The sequence below is a fragment of the Caballeronia udeis genome, from assembly GCF_001544555.2.
GTDB lineage: Bacteria > Pseudomonadota > Gammaproteobacteria > Burkholderiales > Burkholderiaceae > Caballeronia > Caballeronia udeis.
Genome location: NZ_FCOK02000019.1, coordinates 39,482 through 57,241, shown reverse-complemented (window position 1 = coordinate 57,241; position 17,760 = coordinate 39,482). Strand labels below are relative to the sequence as shown.

The following is a 17,760-nucleotide window of genomic DNA, read 5'->3' as shown; positions in this document are numbered from 1 at the left end:
GTTATGGCGGTTATGTTTAACGCACCGATGCCGTGGAGCGCTGCGGCAGCAGCCTGCCGGCGGCCAGCAGGATGACCACGCACGTGACCGAGGTCACGATCACGAGAATGTTTGCGGTGCTGTCGTCACCGGCCTGGACTGCCGCGTAGACGGCGACCGAGAGTGTCTGCGTCCTGCCCGGCAAGTTCCCAGCGATCATCAGCGTGGCGCCGAACTCCCCCAGCGCCCGTGCAAACGCGAGCAGCGCACCGGCCAGGATGCCGCGCGCGGCGAGCGGCAGCGTCACCCGAAAGAACACGGCAGCTTCACTGATGCCGAGTGTGCGTGCGGCGCGTTCGAATTGTGGATCGACGGTTTCAAATGCGGTACGCGCCGACTTCAGCACGAGCGGAAACGCGACTACGGCGGACGCAATCACCGCGCCTTGCCACGTGAACACCAACTGGATGTCGAACTTGTCGAGCCATGCCCCGATCACGCCGCGCCGGCCTAGCAGCACGAGCAGGTAAAACCCGAGCACGGTGGGCGGCATGACCAGCGGCAGCGTCAGCAACGAGTCGACGAGCTCACGCGCCGACGAGCGCCAGCGCGACAAACCGAATGCCACTGCAACGCCAAGCACGACATCGATTGCTGTCGCCCATCCAGCCACTTTCAGCGACAACAGCAGTGGGATCCACGCCTGGTCCATGTTTCTACGTTTTATAGAGCCGCGTTATTTCGCCGGCGGTTTAAAGCCGAATTGCGCGAGCGTCTTCTGACCGTCCGGCGACAACACGTACGCGATGAACTGCTGGGCGTCGGCGGCGTGTTTGCTTTGCGCCACCTGGGCGATGGGGTAGGTAATCGATGTTTGCGTCGGCACGCTCAGCGCCACTTTCACGCGATCGGGCATCACGGCGGCGTCGGTGCTGAATACAAAGCCGGCGTCCACTTCGCCGCGCGCCACGTAGTCCAGGCTTTGGCGCACGTTGGCCGCTAGCACGCCTTTGGCGCTGACCGCGTCCCACACGCCGGCTTCCTTGAGCGCGCCTTCGGTATAGCGGCCGACCGGCACCGATGCCGGATCGCCGTACGCCACGCGTTTCACGCTGGAGGCGGTGAGGTCCTTGACGCTGGCGGGTGCGAAGCTGCTGTCTTTCGGCACGATCAGCACGAGCGAATTTGCAGCAAAGTCCCGGCGCGAATCAGTAGCGATAACCTTTTCCTCGATAGCCTTGTCCATGGCTTTTTGATCGGCGGAGGCGAACACATCGGCGGGAGCGCCTTTCACGATCTGCTGCATCAACACGTCGGAGGCGCCGAAGTTCATCAGGACTTTCGTGCCGGGATGCTGTTTCTCATAAGCATCGCCGATAGCTTTGAACGCATTGGTCAGGCTTGCTGCGGCGGAGACGACGATTTCATCGGCGTGGGCGGCGGATTGCAGCGTGAGCGTGAAGACTGCGGCGATCAGCGCGTGTTTGAGAGTGAGCACGGTGGACGGGTCGAAGGGAATGGAAAGCGTATCGTAATATAGTTGTGGCTATAACGGTAGGCTGTTCGTTCCCCCAAAGAGTGCGAACGAGTGCCCTTTACGATTCCGAGGTTCCCGAAAACCTCACGTCGATATGTTGCGCCGGCGGTGCAACGGGCTTGTCATAGCGGCCCGCTTTCCACCGGGCGCGAATATACGGCTGCTCGCGGCCTGACAAATGCAGGGCGATATCGGTGATCCAGCGTTGCGTTGGCACAGAAATGCCATGCAGCGTGATGGCGATCATTGCCAGACTCACGGCAACCGGCGCCGCCGCCAACTTGCCGGGTTCCGCGCGCCAAGCGAACGCCACGAACACCAGCGCGGCGAGCGCGCCGACCCCGCACCCGGTCACCACTTCCGACACCGAATGGGCATTCAGCAAGATCCGCGAGACGCCGACCACGATTCCGATCAGTACGCCCGTTGACACCCCGAACGCGCGCACCCACCGGCGCCCCGGCAAACACGCGACGAACAACGCCACCGGCAATACCGCCGACGACACCATTGCATGACCGCTGATGCCGGTGAAATCCAGGTCGCGCACACCCACACCCCAACCCATGAACGCGATTTTCGTCAGCAACACCAGCCCACTGGCAGCGCCGAGCACGGCAAGCCAGCAGGCGGCGTAACGCCATGGATAACCAAGCGCCAGCCATGCTGCAACGGCGAGCGCGAGCGGAATCATGACGCCAACGCTGCCGAGCGCGGTAATCGAGAGCCAAAGCGAAAGCGGCAAGTCGGGCATGAAGATTGATTCTGCAGAGCGGGGAAAACCACAGTATACCTGTCAGGCGGGTTCCGAAATTTTTAGAGGAAATCTAAAAATACACAACGAATTCGAAACAATTTACCGCAACGTACGGTAACAGACGCGTATATGACGGCAAGTGACGCAATGTGAAATTCTGTAGCGCGCACACGGTCCCGGAATAAATGCTATTGTGCACTGCACAACATTCGTCATTCCCACAGGGGGTTTGGCGATCCATTCTTCCTGCGCGGACTATTATTCGATGCCAAAAAGCCTGACAAAACTCTGGCTACGAGGCTTGAAACGCCTTGTAGCGACGCAGATCGCTCCGCCCCGAGCGCCGAAAACGCGCGCTCCGGCGCAGCCCGTGCGCGCCAAGACGGCCAAACTGGCGGCGAAACCGAAAATCTCAGCCAAACCGCGTGTCGTCCGGGAATCACGGGTACGGCCGCGCGCCTCGGCGTGGGCGGCGGGCAAGTGGACCCGGTCGTTCCATTCAGCTCCGCCAACAGCGGGCCGCTTCGTCAATCACCTGGCTTACGCGCTTTACCTGCCTACCGGCGCATCCCTCGCGGACATGCCGCTGGTCGTCATGATGCACGGCTGCCAACAATCGGCCGACGAGTTTGCGCAAGGCACACGCATCAATTTGCTGGCTGACCGCTTCGGATTTGCCGTGCTCTACCCCGAGCAATCGAAGATCGCCCACGTTCACCGCTGCTGGCACTGGTATGAAGATTCCGCCAGTTCAGGCGGCGGCGAGGCGGCGGCGGTCGTCTCCCTCGTGCGTGAGGTTGTCGAGCGTCACCATTTCGACTCCGAGCGCATCTATCTGGCCGGCATGTCTGCCGGTGCGGGGCTCGCAGCCATGCTCGCCGTCAAATATCCGTCGCTGTTCGCGGCTGTCGGGTTGCACTCAGGCGTGGTTTTCGGCGACGCACATTCCGCAATCGATGCAATGGACGCCATGCGGCGCGGTAGCCGCAGCGACCCGGTCGGTTTGATCGACGCGGCAGTCGACGTTGCCGATTACCCCGGCATGCCGGCCATGATCGTCCACGGCGAGCTGGATTCGGTCGTATCGAAGACCAATGCCGAGCAGCTGACAACGGAATTCCTGCGCCTGAACCGTTTCATCGATGCAAACGGCGCCTGGCGCAGCGGCGAACGCCGTGAGGAAAAGCACGCCGACAGCACGGTGACGGACTACGTCAAGGGCGGCCGGCGCGTAGTCAAGACCTGCATCGTGCGCGGGCTGGGTCATGCCTGGAGCGGCGGTGACGACACCGTGCAGTTCCATTCGGCCAAAGGCCCGGACGCATCGGCCATGCTGTGGGAGTTCTTCAAATACCAGCGCCGTGTGCAATCGGCCGTGCGCGACGAGACCCTGGTCTAGCCTCGAGTGTTGTAAAAAAGTCTTTCGTATCAATGAGATTCTTTTTTGAGCGCTAGCATTTAATTAGGGATTACCCTATACTTCGTTCAAAGCACTAGGTACTTACCCTAATCATTTAAGCGAGGTTCACCATGTATCTGCTCAGCCGCCTCTTCCTGTTCCTGACGAAATCCGCCGACCAGCGTGACAAGGAGCGTAACGACGCTTATCTGGCCGAAGCCACTGACATTTACGACCTCGAATACCGCATGCAGAAGCTGGATCGTCGGACTTCGTCGCGTCATCCCTCGTGGCTCGCGCAGTAAGTTTCGCGGTAGTTCGACAGTCAATAGAAGGACAAGCAGGATTCGTCACGCCGAAATCGGCGTTGTCGAAGCAAAAAAATGCCGGCCACGAAGGCCGGCATTTTTGCGTCTGCGGATTGCTGCAGCGACAGGCGCGGGCTCTTTTCAACGCCCAGCGTCCTTGCTCAGACCAGCTTGACGCGCACGTCTACGTTATTGCGCGTCGCGTTCGAGTACGGGCACACCTGATGGGCCGTCTCTACGAGTGTTTGCGCTTCCGCCGCGTCCAGTCCCGGCAATGAAACGCGCAATTCAACATCAAGCGCGAAGCCGCCTTTATCGTTCGGACCCACGCCTACGTCGGCGGTGACGGTCGTGTCTGCGGGAATCGCTTTCTTCTCCTGACCGGCGACAAACTTCATCGCGCTCAGGAAGCACGCCGAATAACCAGCGGCAAACAGCTGTTCCGGGTTCGTGCCGGCTGCGCCCGAACCACCCAATGCCTTCGGCGTGCTCAATTTCACATCCAGATTTTCATCCGACGATACTGCCCGGCCGTCGCGGCCACCCGTGCTCGTTGCCGTTGCTGTGTAAAGAATGGTCATGATGTTCTCCGGTTCGATAGTTGCCGCTCGGCGGCAGAAAGGGGGACTGCAGTTCCAAGTTGCGTCATACGGTACCAACGGGATTAAATATATCGCGATAATAATTTGTGTACAAACTAAATCGATGTGCGAGTGATTGATTTTGACTATCGAAGGATTTCAGGTTTCGTTGTATTCAATCAGCGACGCGCGCAGTCGCACCAGATCGTCGCGCAGCTTGATGAGCCGGTCGGCGTCCGATCCGGCTGCGCAGTAGATCACGCCGGGAATATCGCGGATGGCCTTCTTCAGCTCGCGGCCGGCGTCGGTCAGATGGATATACACCTGCCGCTCGTCTTCAATACCCCGCACGCGCTTGACGTACCCCTGCGTTTCAAGACGCTTGAGCAGAGGGGTCATGGTGGCCGAATCGAGGCTCAGCCGTTCGGCCATCTGCTTGACGGTCAGGCCGTCGCTTTGCCACAGCACCAGCATGGTCAGATATTGCGGATAGGTCAGCCCGACCTTGTCCAGCAGCGGTTTGTACGTCTTGGTCATCGCGAGCGAGGTCGAGTACAGCGCGAAGCAAAGCTGGGCGTCAAGTTCGAGCGGAAATTGCGGGGAAGAGGCCATGGCTGTTGCGCCTTGCGCACGTTAAAACGGGATATAACGATAGTGTACGCAAATATTTAGCGCATTAAGGAAGTCGTGTGCCCATGCCGGACGACACGCGACAAAACAAAACGCCGATGACTGTTTAGTCATCGGCGCTCATCGGGACCTGCTTATTGGCAAAGGCTCATACCGGCGGTTCGGACGGATCGGGGATATCAGGTGAGTCTTCCGATTGCACACCGAAACAGCCGCGATACGTCGCGTAAAACGAGCAATACAACGCGGTCGTGACGAGGATGGACGCCGGCATCAACACCGCGAGCGCCATTTCCTGTGCGGCACCGAGCACCTGCATCAGCGCGCTGAGCCCGAACGACACCGCGATCGCAATACCAATCCACAACACGCCGTAAATAACGAACGCGCCGCGATTACGCCAGCAACTGACGAAGCTGAAAAACAGTGCTTTCACCGGTGGGACGTCATGCCACGCGACCAGGATGGGCGCGAACCAGAACAGCATGGCGACCGGCAGGTAACAGATCATGGCCACGAGCACCGCGAGCGGATTGAAGCTTGCCGCCACGGTTTCCGGGTCACCGGCGGGGCCGTTGCCGAGCATCATGTCGAGCAATAGCCCGCCGTCCGCCAGCGCGGACGCGGCGAAGATCAGGCCCATCGCGGCCACATAGATCACGCCCAGCACAAGCAGGCGGCGCGCGACGATCTGCCCATACGCACGAAATCCTTCGATGAGCACCGTCGGCCAGACCGGTTTCTTCGCGATGGTGTTGCGGCAGGCCACCATGAATCCCACGGCCACGCCCGGAATCAGCAGCAGGGGCAGCACCGGGCCGATCAGCGGCAGCCGCGAGATCAGCGTCATGGCGAACAGATAGGCGAAGAACACCGTGAGAAACGCGAGCGGATTCCGGCGAAACAGCCAGATACCCTGACGGAACCACACATAGCCGGTTTTGGCCGGGACTTCGATCAATTGCATTGATTAATTACCGTGAACGGGAGGAGGCGCAACTTTGATGCGCTCGCGCAAAATGCGTTCGAAATGGCCGGGATCGTGCGGTTTTAACATCTCGGCTTCGCGTGGCCGGTAAAAATCGTAAAGACGCGACACCCAGAAGCGCAACGCACCTGCGCGCAGCATGTCGTTCCAGTGATGCGCCTCCGCCGGCGTGAATGGCCGCACTGTCTGATAGGCGCGCAACAACGCGTCGACCCGCGCATTATCCAGCGCGCCGGTTGCCAGATCGACGCACCAGTCGTTCACACAGACGGCGACATCGAAGAGCAATTTGTCGTTGCCGGCGAAATAGAAGTCGAAGAAGCCGCCGAGCCGCGTTTCATCCGCCGTCGGATGGGCGAACAGTACGTTGTCGCGGAACAGGTCGCAATGGCACGGACCTTCCGGCAATAACCGATACTCATCCGACGCAAAAAACGCCGCCTGATGAGCGAGTTCGCTGGTGATCAGCTCGCGCTGTGCGTCGCTCAAATGCGACAGCACGGCGGGCACGTTTTCCTGCCACCACGCGAGGCTGCGCAAGTTCGGCTGATACGTTGGGAAATCGCGGCCGGCCAAATGAAGCCGCGCCAGCATCTGACCCACTTCGATGCAATGCAAAGCGCCCGGCGCCAGTTCCGGCGCGCCGTCCAGCTTTGTGACGATCGCCGCTGGCTTGCCGTTCAGCGTACCGAAAAGCGCGCCGTCGCGACGCGGCATGGGGTCCGGTACGGGGACGGCGTGGGACGCCAGATGGCGCATCAAATCGAGATAAAACGGCAATTGCGTGGCCGTGAGGTTCTCGAAGATCGTCAGCACATACTCGCCGCGTGTGGTCGTCAGGAAGAAGTTGCTGTTCTCGATACCGGATGCAATGCCGCGGAAATCGACGGCTTCGCCGAGTTCGTAGTGTTGCAGCCAGTCGGTGAGCTGGGAGTCGGTGACAGCGGTGAATACGGCCATGCGGGAGAGCGTCGGTGAGGTTGAACATGCAGGATGACCGACGGGTATGTCAGTCAGGCGTAGCGCCACCGTGACACGGCGGCGCAGCGCTTAAGCTCAGCGGATGAAGCGGGCAGCGGTCAAGGCTTCGGTGAAGGCTTATCAAGTGCTCAATAATTGCCCGATAAGCGCTCAACGAGCCTTCATAAAGGCTTAGTACTTCAAGTTCCAGGAAGGCAGGCGCGTGCTGGGCTTGCCGTTGTCGCGGACAGTTGGCGACGTGTCAGCCGGCGCGCTCATCTGGTAGCGCGTGCCGAAATTCGAGCGCACGTCGATTTCAACCGGCTTGCCTTTGTCGCGGTATTCCGTGATTTCGGTGCCGTTGGTGCTTTGTTCATGGTAGCTCGGCAGGCGCGGCGGCGAAATCTCGACCTTCGAGGTGACTTGCGCGGCGGGCCGGTTGATGGCCTTCAGGTCCGGCAGCCCGGCATTCTCTTCAGGCGACATGACGTGCGCCGGAGGTTCATCCGTCGCGGGGGCCGGTTGCGCGTAAGCGCCCATGCTGGCTGCGGCGAGAATGGCCGCGATGGCGACAGATTGAAGCGGCTTCATGATGTTTCTCCAGATGAGTGGCCGAATTTTAGCAAAACGCACTCGCTAAAGGGACGTTGAGTCCTTCCCAAAAGGCTTATTTTGCGCTGGTTTCATTGAAAGCGTGTTTGCGTGGCGGCACGTGTTGAAGAAACGCATCGCCGGGAGGGGTGTTCATGGGCGCGTTGTTCTTCCGTGTTAATGTCGATTCATCACAAGAGCGCAAAAGATCATGACAAACGACCGGACCCAAGCCAGCCATTCCACGCCTGCCAACAACTTCCCCACGGAGTCTTTCGACGACCCCGTGGCGGCGGTTGCGCGGGTGTCGGCAATCTACGAAGCCAACACCTCTTTCCTGCGCGACGCCTTCGCGCGCTACAGGAAGAACGAACCTTTTTCACATCGTGTGCGGGCGTGTTATCCGTTCGTGCGCGTGCGTACCGAGTTGAATACGCAAATTGATTCACGCCGTTCATATGGTTTTGTCGCAGGGCCGGGCATTTTCGAAACCACGCTTACTCGGCCTGATTTATTTGGCCATTATTATCGCGAGCAATTGCGCCTTCTTACCAAGAATCACCATGTCGGGATTGAAGTGGGCGTGTCGGCGCAACCCGTGCCCATTCACTTCGCGTTTGCGGAAGGCATTCACCTGGAAGGCGACCTGGATCGCGACCGGCTGCTCGCCATGCGCAATATCTTCGATATGCCCGATCTCGCGCTGCTCGACGACCGCATTGTGAACGGGACCTATGAACCGGCTCCGGGCGAACCCCATCCGCTTGCATTGTTCACGGCGGCGCGCGTGGACTTCTCCTTGCATCGGCTGAAGCATTACACGGCGACTGCGCCTACGCATTTCCAGAACTACGTGCTTTATACGAACTACCAGTTCTATATCGATGAATTCGTGAAGCTCGGACGCAGGATCATGTCCAGCGCGAATGACGAAGAGACGCGGGCCTATAGAAGCGAATACACGTCGTTTGTCGAACCCGGCGACGTGATCACGGGCAACGAGAACCTGGGCGATTCGCAAGAGGAGCAACAGGGCGTGGCGCCGGCACGTCTGCCGCAAATGCCCGCCTATCATCTGAAACGCGCCGATGGCAGCGGCATCACCATGGTCAATATTGGCGTGGGTCCGTCGAATGCGAAGACGATCACGGACCATATCGCGGTGCTTCGTCCGCATGCGTGGATCATGCTCGGGCATTGCGCGGGATTGAGGAATACGCAGCGCCTGGGCGACTACGTCTTGGCGCATGGTTATGTGCGCGAAGACCACGTGCTCGACGCCGATCTGCCGTTATGGATTCCGATTCCCGCATTGGCCGAGGTTCAGGTCGCGCTCGAGAAAGCGGTCGCGCAAGTGACGAAGCTCGAAGGCGTGGATCTGAAGCACGTCATGCGCACGGGAACGGTGGCGAGCGTGGACAACCGTAATTGGGAATTACGCGATCATCGTGAGCCGGTACAGCGTTTGTCGCAAAGCCGCGCCATTGCGCTCGATATGGAAAGCGCAACCATTGCTGCCAATGGATTCCGCTTTCGAGTGCCCTACGGAACCCTGCTTTGCGTCTCCGATAAACCTTTGCACGGCGAATTGAAATTGCCGGGCATGGCGGACCAGTTCTATCGCGCGCAAGTGGATCAGCACTTGCAGATTGGCGTGAAGGCGATGGAGTTGCTGCGGATGAACGGGCTGTCGAAACTGCATAGCCGGAAGCTGCGCGGTTTTGCGGAAGTCGCATTCCAATAACGCATTCCAATAACGCAAAAAGCGGCTCCGAAAGGAGCCGCACAGGGAGCGCTTACGCTATCAAACCATCACAGATAGAACATCCGGTCTTCGTCCGACTTGCCTTCGGCCGGTTGTTCTTCGGCTGTCTCGCGGTCTTCGTAGAACTGCAGCACCGCTTCCAGCACCTGGTCCGGATCGTCGATCACCTGCATCAGGTCGAGATCCTTCGCGCTGATCACGCCGGTCGGGACCAGCGTGTTGCGGAACCACGAGAGCAGGCCTTCCCAGAACTCGGCGCCGACCAGGACGATAGGCACGTGCCGCGACTTCTTGGTCTGGATCAGCGTCAGCACTTCGGCCATTTCGTCGAGCGTACCGAAACCGCCCGGCATGACCACCACGGCGTCCGAATTCTTCACGAACGTGACCTTGCGCGTGAAGAAGTGCCTGAAGCGCAGCGAGATGTCCTGCCACTGGTTGCCCGACTGCTCGTGCGGCAACTCGATGTTCAGCCCCACCGACGGCGACTTTCCCGCATGGGCGCCCTTGTTGGCCGCCTCCATGATGCCGGGACCGCCGCCCGAGATGACGGCAAAGCCCGCGTCGGAGAATTTCTGCGCGATCTCTATGGTGAGCTGGTAGTACGGCGACTCCGGTTTCAGGCGCGCCGAACCATAGATGCTGATGGCAGGGCGGATCTCGGACAGGTACTCGGTCGCCTCGATAAACTCTGCCATAATCGTGAACATCTGCCACGATGCGCGGGCCTTCTTGGCCGTCGCGCGCTCTTGATCTGCGAGCGATCGCAGACTCGGAATCACTTTTCTTTTGTTCATAATGCCTGAAGAACTTAATCTTGAAGGTAAGACCCTGCTATTGGTCGACGGATCCAGCTATCTCTATCGGGCCTACCACGCCATGCCGGATCTGCGAGGCCCTGGCGGCGGTCCAACCGGCGCGCTGTACGGAATGATCAACATGCTGCGGCGGTTGCGAAAGGACATCAATGCACAGTATAGCGCGTGCGTATTCGACGCTAAGGGCAAGACGTTTCGCGACGACTGGTACCCGGATTACAAGGCAAACCGGCCATCCATGCCGGAGGACCTCTCCAAACAGATAGAACCCATCCACGAGACCGTGCGGGCGCTCGGCTGGCCGCTCGTAATGATCGAGGGCGTGGAGGCCGACGACGTCATTGGCACGCTTGCGGTTGCCGCCGAAAAGCGCGGCATGAGAGTTGTCGTGTCGACCGGGGACAAGGATCTGGCGCAGCTTGTGACGGATCATGTCACCCTCATCAATACGATGTCCAACGAGACGCTCGATCGCGCCGGGGTGCTGGGTAAGTTCGGCGTGCCGCCGGAGCGGATCGTCGACTATCTCTCGCTCATCGGCGATACGGTCGATAACGTACCGGGGGTCGAAAAGTGCGGGCCGAAGACGGCGTTGAAATGGCTCGCGCAATACGAAACCCTTGATGGCATCGTGGCACACGCGGACGAAATAAAAGGTGCGGTGGGAGACAATCTGCGCAAGGCTTTGCCTTTCCTCCCCATGGCGAAAAAGCTCGTTACCGTACAGACGGACTGTGACCTGACGGCGCAGATCGTGTCGATGGAGGAAACGCTTCCGGCGCGGCCCGAGGCCCGCGACGAATTGCGCGACCTTTTCATGCGTCATGGTTTCAAGACCTGGCTGCGGGAAGTGGAAATTGCGGACGCGGTGGAGGGTCCGGAGGACACGCCAACGCCGCCTGCGCCGGCCACCGAAATGGAACGGCATTACGACACCGTGCAGACGTGGGAGCAATTCGACGAATGGCTCGCGCGCATCAACGCCGCCGAGCTGACTTCCTTCGATACCGAAACGACTGCGCTCGACCCCATGCTTGCGCAACTCGTCGGCTTGTCCGTGTCGGTCGAGCCGGGGCATGCGGCTTATATCCCGGTCGCGCATCGCGGGCCGGACGCGCCTGTGCAACTGCCGCGTGACGAAGTCCTGCAAAAGCTTAAATCGTGGCTTGAAGATCCATCGAAGAAGAAGGTCGGCCAGCACCTGAAATACGACGAACAAGTGTTGGCGAACTACGGCATTGAATTGAACGGCGTCGAGCACGACACGCTGTTGCAATCGTATGTGCTGGAGTCGCACCGGCCCCACGACATGGACAATCTCGCGCTGCGGCATCTGGGCGAGAAGACCATCAAGTATGAAGAGGTGGCGGGCAAGGGCGTGTCGCAGATCGGCTTCGACGAAGTGGCGCTGGAGCAGGCCGCGCCCTACGCAGCCGAAGATGCCGACATCACGTTGCGGCTGCACCAGGTGCTTTATCCGCAGCTTGCCGATCAGGCGCAATTGCTCGAGGTGTACCGCGACATAGAAATGCCGACGTCGCGCGTGCTGCGCAAGATGGAGCGCAACGGCGTGCTGATCGACGGCGAATTGCTGCGGGTGCAAAGCGGCCAGATCGCCACGCGCCTGATCCAGCTCGAAGCCGAGGCGTACATGCTCGCGGGCGGCGAATTCAACCTGGGCTCGCCGAAGCAGATCGGCCAGATTTTCTTCGAGAAACTGCAATTGCCGGTGGTCAAGAAGACCCCGAGCGGCGCACCTTCCACCGACGAAGAAGTGCTGCAGAAGCTCGCCGAAGACTATCCGCTGCCGAAGATCCTGCTGGAGCATCGCGGCTTGTCGAAGCTGAAGTCCACTTACACGGACAAGCTGCCGCGCATGGTCAATGCGAAGACCGGCCGCGTGCATACGAATTATGCGCAGGCGGTGGCGGTGACGGGGCGCTTGTCGTCGAACGAACCGAACCTGCAGAACATCCCGGTGCGTACGGCGGAAGGCCGGCGGATTCGCGAGGCGTTTATCGCGCCACTGGGAAGCAAGATCGTGTCGGCGGATTACTCGCAGATCGAGTTGCGGATCATGGCGCATATCTCCGGCGACCCGTCGCTCATGCGCTCGTTTGCAGAAGGCGAGGACGTGCATCGTGCGACTGCTTCGGAGATTTTCAGTGTCACGCCCATCGAGGTATCGAGCGACCAGCGGCGCATCGCGAAGGTCATCAACTTCGGCTTGATCTACGGCATGAGCGCGTTTGGACTGGCATCGAATATCGGCATTTCGCGCGATGCGGCGAAGCTTTATATCGACCGGTATTTTCAGCGCTATCCGGGTGTCGCCAACTACATGGAAGAAACGCGCTCGAAGGCGAAGCGCGATGGTTTTGTCGAGACCGTGTTCGGGCGGCGCTTGTGGCTGCCCGAGATCAACGGCGGCAGCGGGCCGCGCCGGCAAGGCGCCGAGCGCGCCGCGATCAATGCACCCATGCAAGGCACGGCGGCCGACCTCATCAAGCTGTCAATGATTGCCGTGCAGGACTGGCTGGAAGCATCGAAGAGTCAGACCAGGATGATCATGCAAGTCCACGACGAACTTGTGCTCGAAGTGCCTGAAGCCGAGTTGCCTGAAGTCCGCAAGCGCCTGCCGGAATTGATGTGCGGCGTCGCTAAACTGAAGGTGCCGCTGGTGGCGGAAGTCGGCGTGGGCAATAACTGGGAAGAAGCGCACTGAGGGTGCACTGAGGGCGCATTGACCGTGCGGGTGGCCCATCCAGCTAGTTTTGAATGATGTCATAGGGGAGTCTGAATGCATCGTTTCATCATCGTCGGCGGCGGAGCGGGTGGGCTTGAACTGGCCACGCGTCTTGGTGACAAGTTCGGTAACGCAAACGGCAAGCGTGTGGCGCGTGCGCAAGTCACGTTGATCGACCGCAATTCCACGCACATCTGGAAGCCGCTGCTGCATGAGGTCGCGGCCGGCAGCCTGGACCCGTTCTCGCAGGAATTGCCGTATGCGGCGCAGGCACGCTGGCATGGTTTCGAGTTCCAGCAGGGCGATTTGCTCGGCATCGACCGGACGGCCAGACGCGTCACGCTCGCCCCCCTTCTCGACGATGAAGCCGGTGAACTGATGCCGCAGCGCGACCTGGAATACGACACGCTGGTTATTGCGATCGGCAGTACGACGGCCTTTTTCGGCGTCCAGGGCGCGCAGGAAAATTCGCTCGCGCTCGACACCGTCGACCAGGCCGAGCTGTTCCGCAAACGGCTGATTGCCGCGTGCATACGCGCGGAGTATCGGGCGCCGGAACCGCAGCCGGCGAGCGCTGCCAATGCCGGCCCAAGGCAGCCGCGAATCCAGGTGGCTATTGTCGGTGGTGGAGCGACCGGCGTGGAGTTGTCGGCGGAACTGCGCAACACGGCGCAAGTGCTGCACGCTTACGGGCTGCACAAGCTCGATCCGAAACACGATATCGGCATTGTGCTGATCGAAGCCGGGCCGCGCATTCTGCCCGCGTTGCCCGAGCGTGTGTCCACGGCGACCGCCGATTTGCTGGACAAGCTTGGCGTGGCGCTGATGACCGGCGAAACGGTGGCCGAAGTGTCGCGCGGCTCCATCCGCACGGCGAGCGGCAAGACCATTGCCGCCGATCTGACCGTATGGGCGGCCGGTATTCGCGCACCGGGCGTGCTTGCGAAACTCGACGGCCTGGCCACCAACCGGCTCGGCCAGTTGATTGTGCGCCGCACGCTGCAGACCGAAACCGACGACAACATTTTCGCTCTCGGCGATTGCGCTGCCTGTCCGTGGCCGGGCGGCGAGAAAGAAGGGCGCAACGTACCGCCGCGTGCGCAAGCCGCGCATCAGCAGGCAAGTTTCCTGCTGAAGTCGCTTGAGCGCCGGCTTGAAGACAAGCCGTTGCCCGACTACACGTATCGCGACTTTGGATCGCTTGTGTCGCTCGGGCACTTCAGCGCGGTCGGGAGCCTGATGGGCGGGTTGATCGGCGGCAACATGCTGATTGAAGGACTGTTCGCACGCTTCATGTATCAGTCGCTGTATCGCATGCATATTGCTGCGCTGCATGGCTGGGCGCGCATGACGCTGGATACGGTCGCCCACTGGCTGCGGCGCTCCACCGCGCCACGCGTCAAGCTCCACTAAAGCTGTTTAGAATGGGCAGCCGCTTCGGAGTGCAGTGTGCGCTTCAAAGTGGTTATCGTTTGGTTCGCGCAGTTATCGAGTAGTCGTTGCCGCGCTTTCGGCTTGGCGGCCGGTAGCGTGGCGTATCCGTACCGGACGCCTGGTTCACTAGCACCGTGTGCCAGTGGTCATTCGCGGCCCATGCCGCTGGAGCTTCGCATGCTTACGCCTGAAATCGACAGCCTCGTTCCCCATGTCCCGTTTAACCGGCGCACGTTTATCAAGGCCGCGGTCGGCAGCGGTTTTGCCGCTTGCGTGATGCCGGTGTCCGCGCAAACCATCATTACCGATAGCGAAGGCCTGGAAGCCGGTCCGGTTGGATTCAAAGCCGCCGACGGCACGCTCGTGCCCGCGTATCGGGCGCAGCCCAAAGGCAAGACGCACTTGCCGGTGATCATCGTGATCCACGAGATTTTCGGCGTGCACGAGCATATTGCCGATGTCTGCCGGCGCTTCGCCAAACTCGGTTATCTGGCCGTGGCGCCCGATCTTTATGTGCGCGAAGGCGACGCATCGAAATTCACGTCGATGCAGCAGTTGAACGACCAGCTCGTCTCCAAGGTACCGGACGACCAGGTGCTTTCCGATATCGACTCGACCGTCGCCTGGGCGGGCGAACATGGCGGCGATTTGCATCGGCTGGGGATCACGGGGTTCTGCTGGGGCGGCCGGATCACGTGGCTTTACGCCGAGCGTAATCCGCAGCTTAAAGCGGCGGTGGTCTGGTATGGACGCGTGGTGGGGCCCAAGACGGCAAATAATCCGGCAAATCCGCTCGACCTCGCGTCAAACTTGAAGGCGCCGGTGCTCGGCCTGTTCGGCAAACTGGATCAAAGCATTCCGCAGGATTCGCTCGCGCAGATGAAGCAGGCGATAGCGACGGGACCGGCTGTCTCGCGCGGTTCGCAAATCGTGGTCTATGACGACGCGCCGCATGCGTTTTTCGCGGATTACCGGCCGAGTTACCGGAAAGCCGATGCGGAAGATGGCTGGAAACGCGCGCTTGCGTGGTTCAGGGAGCACGGGGTGAAGTAACGGGGAAGGGCGGCGATGGCCTCCGCGCGACGCACCTGGTGTGGGCGGCGAGACGGCCGCCCATCCCGCCCGTCCATATCGCTCTGTCTTCTTCCCTTCCTGGGGCAGCAAAAATCTCAGGCGCCTGTGGCTACTGGCCGCGATGCGTCCGCACACCATTCGCTCCACGATCCCCCATAAAGCGCCGCGCCGTGCAGGCCGGCGATCTCCATTGCCAGTGCGTTGTGGCAGGCCGTCACGCCCGAACCGCATTGCAGCACCACCCTGTCCGGCTGCGTCGCCCCGAGCAGGCCGCTAAATGCGTCGCGCAGTTCGTGCGCGGTCTTGAAGCGGCCATCGGCGTTCAGGTTGTCCTTGAAAAAGCGGTTCAGCGCGCCCGGAATGTGCCCGCCGACCGGATCGAGCGTCTCGTTCTCTCCGCGATACCGGTCTGCGGCGCGCGCGTCGATCAACACGTGCTCGTGCGTGGTCAGGTTGCGCACGACGGCGTCGACGTCGAACGTGACGGCCAGCGGCGCGCCGGCCTTGAACGTGCCTTCGGATGCGGGAGGGGTCGCTGTATCGAGCGGCTGGCCGGCCGCTTCCCACGCGTTGAGGCCGCCATCGAGCAGTGCGACGGAATCGTGTCCGAGCCAGCGCAACAGCCACCACAGACGTGCTGCGTACATGCCGCCCTGGGCGTCGTAGGTGACGACTTGCTGGCCTTCCTTCAGCCCCAGGCGCTTGAGCGTTGCGACCAGCGCCGCGCGTTCCGGCAACGGATGGCGGCCGTTCTTGCCCGTCTTTGCGCCCGACAAATCGCGGTCGAGATGCAGATAATGTGCGCCTGGAATATGTCCGGCTGCGTAAGCGGCTTGGCCCGCTTCGGGCGCGGCAAGGTCGAAGCGGCAGTCGACGATAAGCACGCTGCCGGGCGCGGCGGCGAGGCGTTCAGCGAGATTGGTCGCGGAGATAAGCGTGGTGTAGTGCGTGTGCGGCATGACAGCTCCCGGGGCGAACGCGCGGCCTGATGGGCCGAGGGACGGCGCGTTGCGGTAGTTAAGTTTCAAGTCTAAACAAGAAAGACGGACCGAAGTCCGTCTTTCTTGTTCAAACTTGCTCCCTCAAATCTCGCCCAACTGCCGCCGCAAGAATTCATGGAAGTGCTGCATCCCTGACTCCATCGGGCTTTGATACGGCCCGACCTGCGACTCGCCGCGGTTCATCAGCGCGCGCCTTCCGGCGTCCATGCGCTCGGCAATCTCGTCGTCCTCGCGTGCCGTTTCCATATACGCCGCCCGTTCCGCTTCGATGAATTCCCGCTCGAACAGCGCGATTTCCTCGGGGTAATAGAACTCGACGATATTCGTGGTCTTCTGCGGCCCCTGCGGGATCAGCCACGACACCACGAGCACATGCGGATACCACTCGATCATGATGCCCGGGTAATACACCATCCAGATCGCGCCGAACTCGGGCGGCTTGCCGTCGCGGAAGCGCAGCACTTCGTCGTGCCACTTGCGGTACGTCGGACTACCCGGCTTTTCCAGGTTCTTGTGCACGCCAACCGTCTGAACGCTGTACCAGTCGCCGAATTCCCAGGTCAGGTCGTCGCAGGAAACAAAGCTTCCCAGACCTGGATGGAACGGCGCGACGTGGTAGTCCTCGAGGTACACCTCGACGAAGCTCTTCCAGTTGTAATTGCACTCGTGCACTTCGACGTGATCGAACATGAAGCCCGAAAAGTCAAAATGTTTCGCCGGACCCAGCCGGGCCAGATCGGCGGCAACGTCGCGGCCACTGGACTCGAACAGCAGCCCCTGCCAGTTCTGCAACGGGGATTTACCGAGGTTCAGGCACGGGTTGTCCGCGAAATGCGGCGCGCCGAGCAACTGGCCGTCCAGGTCGTAGGTCCAGCGGTGTAGCGGACACACGATGTTCTCCGCCGCGCCGCGCCCTTTGAGCATGATGGCCTGGCGGTGGCGGCAGACATTGGAGAGCAGCTCGATCTGGTCCCGCTTGTTACGGACGAGCAGACGCCCTTCGCCCTCGCCGGGCAAAGCAAAATAACTTCCCGCATCGGGCACCATGAGTTCATGGCCGATGTAGCGGGGACCGCGTTTGAACAGCGTGTCGATTTCGCGCTTGAGAAGCGCTTCGTCAAAGTAAGCCGTGACTGGCAACTGACTGTGAATTGCGTTCAGTTGCAATGCATTGCTCAGATTGGACATTCCC

At 60.7% G+C, this 17,760-nt stretch carries 17 protein-coding genes; 6 read left to right on the top strand and 11 right to left on the bottom strand.

Going from position 1 to position 17,760, the window contains the following annotated elements; all coding sequences use genetic code 11:
• Positions 1–16 precede the first annotated feature (16 nt).
• From modB to AWB69_RS15755, 3 genes are all read right to left on the bottom strand, one after another.
• A complete protein-coding gene (gene modB / locus AWB69_RS15765; RefSeq protein ID WP_062086248.1) occupies positions 17–691 on the bottom strand; it encodes a molybdate ABC transporter permease subunit in 675 nt (224 codons plus the stop codon).
• Between the two features lie 24 nt (positions 692–715).
• Positions 716–1,477 (bottom strand): molybdate ABC transporter substrate-binding protein, encoded by a 762-nt coding sequence (gene modA, locus AWB69_RS15760; protein WP_231937122.1) that lies wholly within the window; start codon positions 1,475–1,477, stop codon positions 716–718.
• 97 nt (positions 1,478–1,574) lie between these two features.
• A complete protein-coding gene (locus tag AWB69_RS15755; RefSeq protein ID WP_062086244.1) occupies positions 1,575–2,270 on the bottom strand; it encodes a phosphatase PAP2 family protein in 696 nt (231 codons plus the stop codon).
• Positions 2,271–2,538: 268 nt separating this feature from the next.
• Here AWB69_RS15755 and AWB69_RS15750 point away from each other — a divergent pair, with 268 nt between their 5' ends.
• Entirely contained in the window at positions 2,539–3,672 is a 1,134-nt protein-coding gene (locus AWB69_RS15750; protein WP_062086242.1) for an extracellular catalytic domain type 1 short-chain-length polyhydroxyalkanoate depolymerase, read from the top strand.
• Positions 3,673–3,803: 131 nt separating this feature from the next.
• Positions 3,804–3,977 carry a DUF3563 family protein gene (locus tag AWB69_RS45460; protein WP_064505235.1) on the top strand — a complete coding sequence of 58 codons (174 nt, stop codon included), beginning with the start codon at positions 3,804–3,806 and terminating at the stop codon, positions 3,975–3,977.
• A 164-nt stretch (positions 3,978–4,141) separates the two neighbouring features.
• On the opposite strand, the gene AWB69_RS15745 is transcribed toward AWB69_RS45460, so the two are convergent.
• From AWB69_RS15745 to AWB69_RS15725, 5 genes are all read right to left on the bottom strand, one after another.
• Positions 4,142–4,561 carry an organic hydroperoxide resistance protein gene (locus AWB69_RS15745; RefSeq protein ID WP_062086240.1) on the bottom strand — a complete coding sequence of 140 codons (420 nt, stop codon included), beginning with the start codon at positions 4,559–4,561 and terminating at the stop codon, positions 4,142–4,144.
• 159 nt (positions 4,562–4,720) lie between these two features.
• Positions 4,721–5,173, bottom strand: coding sequence for a MarR family winged helix-turn-helix transcriptional regulator (locus tag AWB69_RS15740; protein ID WP_062086238.1), 453 nt, complete (start codon positions 5,171–5,173; stop codon positions 4,721–4,723).
• 166 nt (positions 5,174–5,339) lie between these two features.
• Positions 5,340–6,158 carry a BPSS1780 family membrane protein gene (locus AWB69_RS15735; protein ID WP_062086236.1) on the bottom strand — a complete coding sequence of 273 codons (819 nt, stop codon included), beginning with the start codon at positions 6,156–6,158 and terminating at the stop codon, positions 5,340–5,342.
• Positions 6,159–6,161: 3 nt separating this feature from the next.
• Positions 6,162–7,139: a homoserine kinase gene (locus AWB69_RS15730; RefSeq protein ID WP_062086234.1), complete on the bottom strand. Its 978-nt coding sequence runs from the start codon at positions 7,137–7,139 to the stop codon at positions 6,162–6,164.
• Between the two features lie 192 nt (positions 7,140–7,331).
• Positions 7,332–7,730, bottom strand: a complete 399-nt coding sequence (locus AWB69_RS15725; RefSeq protein WP_062086232.1) for a hypothetical protein — start codon at positions 7,728–7,730, stop codon at positions 7,332–7,334.
• 211 nt (positions 7,731–7,941) lie between these two features.
• Here AWB69_RS15725 and AWB69_RS15720 point away from each other — a divergent pair, with 211 nt between their 5' ends.
• Positions 7,942–9,474 (top strand): AMP nucleosidase, encoded by a 1,533-nt coding sequence (locus tag AWB69_RS15720; RefSeq protein ID WP_062086230.1) that lies wholly within the window; start codon positions 7,942–7,944, stop codon positions 9,472–9,474.
• A gap of 68 nt (positions 9,475–9,542) precedes the next feature.
• On the opposite strand, the gene AWB69_RS15715 is transcribed toward AWB69_RS15720, so the two are convergent.
• Positions 9,543–10,292: an LOG family protein gene (locus AWB69_RS15715; protein WP_062086228.1), complete on the bottom strand. Its 750-nt coding sequence runs from the start codon at positions 10,290–10,292 to the stop codon at positions 9,543–9,545.
• A 1-nt stretch (position 10,293) separates the two neighbouring features.
• Between AWB69_RS15715 and polA the strand changes: the two genes are divergently transcribed.
• The 3 genes from polA to AWB69_RS15700 all read left to right on the top strand — a co-directional run bounded on the left by polA (position 10,294) and on the right by AWB69_RS15700 (position 15,546).
• Positions 10,294–13,038 carry a DNA polymerase I gene (gene polA / locus AWB69_RS15710; protein WP_062086226.1) on the top strand — a complete coding sequence of 915 codons (2,745 nt, stop codon included), beginning with the start codon at positions 10,294–10,296 and terminating at the stop codon, positions 13,036–13,038.
• 75 nt (positions 13,039–13,113) lie between these two features.
• The gene (locus AWB69_RS15705; protein WP_062086224.1) at positions 13,114–14,472 is read left to right on the top strand and encodes an NAD(P)/FAD-dependent oxidoreductase; all 1,359 of its coding nucleotides are present in this window, start codon (positions 13,114–13,116) and stop codon (positions 14,470–14,472) included.
• Between the two features lie 198 nt (positions 14,473–14,670).
• Entirely contained in the window at positions 14,671–15,546 is an 876-nt protein-coding gene (locus AWB69_RS15700) for a dienelactone hydrolase family protein (RefSeq protein WP_062086222.1), read from the top strand.
• Between the two features lie 116 nt (positions 15,547–15,662).
• On the opposite strand, the gene AWB69_RS15695 is transcribed toward AWB69_RS15700, so the two are convergent.
• Together AWB69_RS15695 and AWB69_RS15690 are read right to left on the bottom strand one after the other, a co-directional pair.
• Complete coding sequence (locus AWB69_RS15695) at positions 15,663–16,526, bottom strand: sulfurtransferase (protein WP_062086220.1); 864 nt, start codon at positions 16,524–16,526, stop codon at positions 15,663–15,665.
• 123 nt (positions 16,527–16,649) lie between these two features.
• The gene (locus tag AWB69_RS15690; protein WP_062086218.1) at positions 16,650–17,756 is read right to left on the bottom strand and encodes an aromatic ring-hydroxylating oxygenase subunit alpha; all 1,107 of its coding nucleotides are present in this window, start codon (positions 17,754–17,756) and stop codon (positions 16,650–16,652) included.
• Positions 17,757–17,760: the final 4 nt, after the last annotated feature.

Bases quoted from the DNA above. Each gene is read 5' to 3' on its own strand.
- modB (WP_062086248.1), bottom strand. From the start codon at position 691: ATGGACCAGGCGTGGATCCCACTGCTGTTGTCGCTGAAAGTGGCTGGA.
- AWB69_RS15755 (WP_062086244.1), bottom strand. From the start codon at position 2,270: ATGCCCGACTTGCCGCTTTCGCTTTGGCTCTCGATTACCGCGCTCGGC.
- AWB69_RS15750 (WP_062086242.1), top strand. From the start codon at position 2,539: ATGCCAAAAAGCCTGACAAAACTCTGGCTACGAGGCTTGAAACGCCTT.
- AWB69_RS45460 (WP_064505235.1), top strand. From the start codon at position 3,804: ATGTATCTGCTCAGCCGCCTCTTCCTGTTCCTGACGAAATCCGCCGAC.
- AWB69_RS15745 (WP_062086240.1), bottom strand. From the start codon at position 4,561: ATGACCATTCTTTACACAGCAACGGCAACGAGCACGGGTGGCCGCGAC.
- AWB69_RS15740 (WP_062086238.1), bottom strand. From the start codon at position 5,173: ATGGCCTCTTCCCCGCAATTTCCGCTCGAACTTGACGCCCAGCTTTGC.
- AWB69_RS15735 (WP_062086236.1), bottom strand. From the start codon at position 6,158: ATGCAATTGATCGAAGTCCCGGCCAAAACCGGCTATGTGTGGTTCCGT.
- AWB69_RS15730 (WP_062086234.1), bottom strand. From the start codon at position 7,139: ATGGCCGTATTCACCGCTGTCACCGACTCCCAGCTCACCGACTGGCTG.
- AWB69_RS15725 (WP_062086232.1), bottom strand. From the start codon at position 7,730: ATGAAGCCGCTTCAATCTGTCGCCATCGCGGCCATTCTCGCCGCAGCC.
- AWB69_RS15720 (WP_062086230.1), top strand. From the start codon at position 7,942: ATGACAAACGACCGGACCCAAGCCAGCCATTCCACGCCTGCCAACAAC.
- AWB69_RS15715 (WP_062086228.1), bottom strand. From the start codon at position 10,292: ATGAACAAAAGAAAAGTGATTCCGAGTCTGCGATCGCTCGCAGATCAA.
- polA (WP_062086226.1), top strand. From the start codon at position 10,294: ATGCCTGAAGAACTTAATCTTGAAGGTAAGACCCTGCTATTGGTCGAC.
- AWB69_RS15705 (WP_062086224.1), top strand. From the start codon at position 13,114: ATGCATCGTTTCATCATCGTCGGCGGCGGAGCGGGTGGGCTTGAACTG.
- AWB69_RS15700 (WP_062086222.1), top strand. From the start codon at position 14,671: ATGCTTACGCCTGAAATCGACAGCCTCGTTCCCCATGTCCCGTTTAAC.
- AWB69_RS15695 (WP_062086220.1), bottom strand. From the start codon at position 16,526: ATGCCGCACACGCACTACACCACGCTTATCTCCGCGACCAATCTCGCT.
- AWB69_RS15690 (WP_062086218.1), bottom strand. From the start codon at position 17,756: ATGTCCAATCTGAGCAATGCATTGCAACTGAACGCAATTCACAGTCAG.